The 4,457-nt window shown below is 70.6% G+C and carries 5 protein-coding genes and 1 pseudogene; 2 read left to right on the top strand and 4 right to left on the bottom strand.

What is annotated here, in order from left to right:
* Nucleotides 1–342: 342 nt before the first annotated feature.
* The 4 genes and pseudogenes from D3105_RS32785 to D3105_RS32770 all read right to left on the bottom strand — a co-directional run bounded on the left by D3105_RS32785 (nucleotide 343) and on the right by D3105_RS32770 (nucleotide 2,143).
* Nucleotides 343–674: pseudogene (locus D3105_RS32785) on the bottom strand (rodlin).
* A gap of 69 nt (nucleotides 675–743) precedes the next feature.
* Nucleotides 744–1,034, bottom strand: a complete 291-nt coding sequence (locus tag D3105_RS32780) for a hypothetical protein (protein ID WP_165891130.1) — start codon at nucleotides 1,032–1,034, stop codon at nucleotides 744–746.
* Nucleotides 1,035–1,258: 224 nt separating this feature from the next.
* On the bottom strand, nucleotides 1,259–1,492 hold the full coding sequence (locus D3105_RS32775) for a chaplin (RefSeq protein WP_006128515.1): 234 nt from the start codon (nucleotides 1,490–1,492) through the stop codon (nucleotides 1,259–1,261).
* Nucleotides 1,493–1,741: 249 nt separating this feature from the next.
* The gene (locus D3105_RS32770; protein ID WP_006128514.1) at nucleotides 1,742–2,143 is read right to left on the bottom strand and encodes a rodlin; all 402 of its coding nucleotides are present in this window, start codon (nucleotides 2,141–2,143) and stop codon (nucleotides 1,742–1,744) included.
* Between the two features lie 564 nt (nucleotides 2,144–2,707).
* Here D3105_RS32770 and D3105_RS32765 point away from each other — a divergent pair.
* Nucleotides 2,708–3,415 (top strand): chaplin, encoded by a 708-nt coding sequence (locus tag D3105_RS32765; RefSeq protein WP_118906468.1) that lies wholly within the window; start codon nucleotides 2,708–2,710, stop codon nucleotides 3,413–3,415.
* A gap of 193 nt (nucleotides 3,416–3,608) precedes the next feature.
* The coding region (locus D3105_RS32760) for a monooxygenase (protein WP_240647108.1) at nucleotides 3,609–4,457 on the top strand (849 nt) is incomplete at its 3' end.

Here is a 4,457-nt window from a genome sequence, read left to right as displayed (position 1 = left end):
GGGGCGGGCTGCGGTTCCGCCAGGGGGTGGTCGCCGCCTGCCGCCTGCCATTCGGCGACGAGCCGGTCGTAGATCGGTGTGCCGCCGCCCGGCGCGGGCCACCGCTCGGCGCTCTGTGAGGTCTGACTGTCGTACGGATCCATGCCGATGCCCTACCCGGCCCGGCCCGGACCGTCAGCCCGGGTTACGGCATCCGGCCCAACCGGTTGACCCGACGGGAGACACCGGCACAGGACTCGGCACACGGCGAGGGGCCGGCCCGTCCGGTCCGGCGAAGAACGGTCGCCGTACGGATGGACCGGCCCCAGGTGGTCACCGGGAGCGGACCGGGGTCACGCGGTCTCAGTTGTTGCCGGCGCCGTTGCCCGAGAGGATCGGGATGTCGTTCAGGANATGTCCTGGACGGAGATCGGCACGACACCGAGCAGCGAGCCGACGTTCGCCTTGGCCGGGAGGGCGATGCAGGGCTTGTTCAGCGAGCCCTGGATGAGCGCGAACTGCGGGCTCCAGTCGCCGTGGGTCTCGGAGTTGCCGTACGCCTGGGAGGCACCGTTGCCGTTGACCGTGGTGGTTCCGCCGTCGTTCGCGATGGCCATGGCGGACGGGGCGGCCGCGGCGGAGACACCGACGATGGAGACGGCGACGGCCGCCGAGGACATGAACTTCTTGAACATGGAAGAGCCCTTCTGGAAAGTGATGCGTATCAGGCGGAGAAGCCCGGGGGGATGGTCGTGATGCGGCGGTCAGCCGCCGAGGGGAACACCGCCGAGCAGCGGGGCGGCGCCCTCGGCCGCACCGGTTGCCTGGCCCGCCAGCTTGCCGACCGTGCCGTCCTCCGAGAGCGTCTCGGTGGTCTCGGCGGCCGTGTCCACCAGCGGGTCGACGACCTGCGGGGCACTGGCCATCACCTGGTTGAGGCCGCTGTCGAGGCTGAAGTTGGGGGCCGTGGGCGTGGGAGCCGCGAAGGCGGGAGCGGCCGATCCGAGGGCAGCCACGGAACCGACAACGAGGGCGGCGGTCTTCGCGTACTTCACTTTTCTGGTTCCCTTCTGCGCGGCGTCTGCATCGGTCACGTCTCCGTGCCGCACACAAGCTTTCTTTACCTGTGACTTCTGCCGCTTTCTTCCTGATCAACGATCAGGCCGCTTCCGGGAAACTGTGGGGGACGGAATTTCTCCGGCGCCCTTCACGAATCACTCGTGCAGCGAAAAGGCCCCGGACGGCATGTGCCGTCCGGGGCCCAACGAACCGCTGGGAGTTACTTGTTGATGCAGGTGTTGCCGAACGCCGGGTTCAGCGCGCCGATCACGTTGACGGTGTTACCGCAGACGTTGACGGGAATGTGGATCGGGGCCTGCAGGATGTTGCCCGACAGCACGCCCGGGGAGTGGGCGGCAATGGCCTCGGCGCCCGAGTCGGCCATGGCCGGCGCGGCGACGCCCATCGCCATGAACGTACCGGCGGCGACGGCGGCAACCTTGGTGAACTTCACGTTTCTTCCCTTTCCTCGGCGGAGTCCGGTGCGGTCACGACTGTCGTGCCCCGCCCGAGCCGGATACTGAATCGCTCACGACTCCTGCGCTGTCCTACGTAACGATGAACGCCCGGAATCGGAACTGTCTGCCGAGCGGATTTCCGGATATCCGCCCGAATGCCGCAGTCACGTCCCGGGAAAGCGACGGGCCCGGGCCGCTCGGTGGAGGAACGCCGAGGGCCCGGGCCCGAGTAGGGCGGCTGCGGGTCAGTTGTTGCCGACGCCGTTGCCGGAGAGGATCGGGATGTCCTCCAGGATGTGCGACAGAGCCTCGTCACCCTTGGCCTGGGTGGAGTTCTCGGTGCACTGCTGGTTCTGCGGGGACGACAGGACGTTGATGTCCTGGACCGCGACCGGCACGAGGCCGATGAGCGAACCGACGTTCGCCTTGGCCGGGAGGGCGATGCAGGGCTTGTTCAGCGAGCCCTGGACGAGCGCGAACTGCGGGCTCCAGTCACCGTGGGTCTCGGAGTTGCCGTACGACTGCGAGGCACCGTTGCCGTTGACCGAGGTCGTGCCGCCGTCGTTGGCGATGGCCATGGCCTGCGTCGCACCGAGACCGAGGATGGAGGCGGCGACAGCGCCCGTAGCCAGAACCTTCTTGATCACGATTAACCCTTCTCGTACTGGTTGCCCCGCGGCGGAGCCCCCTGGTCAACTCACCACGCGACGTTAGGTTCCGCCCATTCACCCGAATGCCGGACACGAAGGGATCCCACCTCCTCTTCGTAGGGCTTCGCACGGCGAATTCGTACGGCAGCCTGTTCGTGAAGAAATTGCACAGGCCCCTCCGGCCCATTTCGCCCGAACGAGTGGGCGAGCACCGGCGCCCCTGACGCCGCGCCGCGACCGTGACGGATACCCGGACGCGGTCAACACCGGTGAGGAACAGCGCAGTTGAGGGCGAATCGTTTTTCTTGTTCTGTGAACCGGGATGGAGGGGATGCGGCGACACCACCCGTTCGGGTGATTACACAATTTCCACGCAACTCCAAGTTTCCCGCGTGAGGTCTGTGTCGTTATGGCAGTCGTCCAGCGCGCACGTCTTCACCACTTTCACCATGGCTTCCCGCCGGATCCGGCTGTGCAGCGGCTCCGCCCGATGGCTGCCCGTTGTCCGCGCGCGAAGCACCCACGCGATGTCCTCGCGAATGTCCTCAGAAAGGGCAAGTAATGCGACAGGTCTTGAACAAAAGCTTGATCGTCATGGCGGCCGCCTCGGGCCTCCTGGCGGCGGTGGGCGGCACCGCGCACGCCGACGCGTCGGCCGACGGCGCGGCCGTCGGTTCGCCGGGGGTCGGCTCGGGCAACGCCGTGCAGGTGCCGGTGCACGTCCCGGTCAATGTGTGCGGCAACACCGTCAATGTGATCGCTCTGCTGAACCCGGCTTTCGGCAACAAGTGCGTGAACGACGACGGCCCGAAGCACGAACACCCGCCGGTCAAGCCTCCGGTGGACGAGCCGCCCGTCGATGAGCCGCCGGTGGACGAGCCGCCCGTGGACGAGCCCCCGGTCGACGAGCCGCCCGTGGACGAGCCGCCGGTGGACGAGCCGCCCGTGGACGAGCCCCCGGTCGACGAGCCGCCCGTGGACGAGCCGCCCGTGGACCAGCCGCCGGTCGACGAGCCCCCGGTCGACGAGCCCCCGGTGGACGAGCCCCCGGTAGACGAGCCGCCCGTCAACGAGCCGCCGACCGACACCCCCGGTACCGACACGCCCGGTTCGGGCACTCCCGGGTCCGGCACGCCGGGGTCCAACACCCCGGGCGCGCACCTGGCCGACACCGGCGCCGCCGACCTGGGCCTGGCCGCCGGCGCGAGCGCCGCGCTCCTGCTCGGCGGTGCGGTGCTGATGCGCCGCACCCGCAACGCGCGGGACTGATAGGGCTCCTGCGGGAGAACGAGGTCCGGCCGGACAGCGGGGACTGTCCGGCCGGACCTTCCGTGTGTGCGGCCTCCGTCCGCCGGGGGCCGGACCGGGCGATGGAACGATGACCACGGCACCGCGCACCGCGCGGAACGCCGGAGCGACGAACGAGAGGGCCGGGGACGTGGCAGCAGCGTTACGCATCGGGGTGATCGGCGGCAGCATCGCGGGGTGCGCGGCGGCCGTCGCGGGCTCGCGGGCCGGCGCGGACGTCACCGTGTACGAACGGAGCGCCGCCGAACTCCAGGACCGGGGGTTCGGCATCGTGATCCCGCCGCCGCTCCACGAGGAACTGGTCGGGTCCGGCTATCTGGACACGGACATGCCGACGGCTCCCGTCGGGACGCGGGTCTGGCTGACGCGGGAGCCGGGCGGGCGGTCCGCGCGTGAACTGGCCCGCCAGGCCTCCCCCGTGACCCCGTGCAACTGGGGCCTGCTGTGGCGGTCGTTGCGCGCGAGCGCCGGAGGCGTGCGCTACCTCCGGGGGCAGCCGGTGGCCTCGGTCCGGCACGAGTCGGCGGGGCTGGCGGTGATCGCCTCCACGCGGGGCGAGGAGGCGTACGACGTGGTCGTGGGCGCCGACGGACACGCCTCGGCCACCCGGCAGCTGCTCGCACCCGGGCTTCGGCCGGAGCCGGCCCCGTACATGGTGTGGCGTGGCGCGATCCCGCTCGGCGCGCTGGCCGGGCACCCGCGGGAGCTGGACCTCCTGCGCGGCGCGTGGGTGACCCTGGGATTCCCCGGCGGGCACGGCATCTTCTATCTGATCCCCGGCGGCCCGCAGGACGGCGACGGCAGCACCGGGGCGAGCAACCGCCTGCTCGCGTACGCCATCTACGGCCGGCCGCCCGAGGGTGCCGAGCCCGGACCGTACGTCCAGGAGCTGGCGAAGGAGCACTTTCCGGCGGCCTGGGCGGACATCGTCGCGCGGGGCGGCCGCCGGGCGACGGCCTGCCACCCGGTCGCGGATGTGCAGGCCCCCCGGGTCGCCCGCCCG

Source organism: Streptomyces globisporus (assembly GCF_003501885.1).
Lineage (GTDB): Bacteria > Actinomycetota > Actinomycetes > Streptomycetales > Streptomycetaceae > Streptomyces > Streptomyces globisporus_D.
The sequence above is the reverse complement of the archived record's forward strand: the minus strand, read 5'-3'. Positions and strand labels throughout refer to the sequence as shown.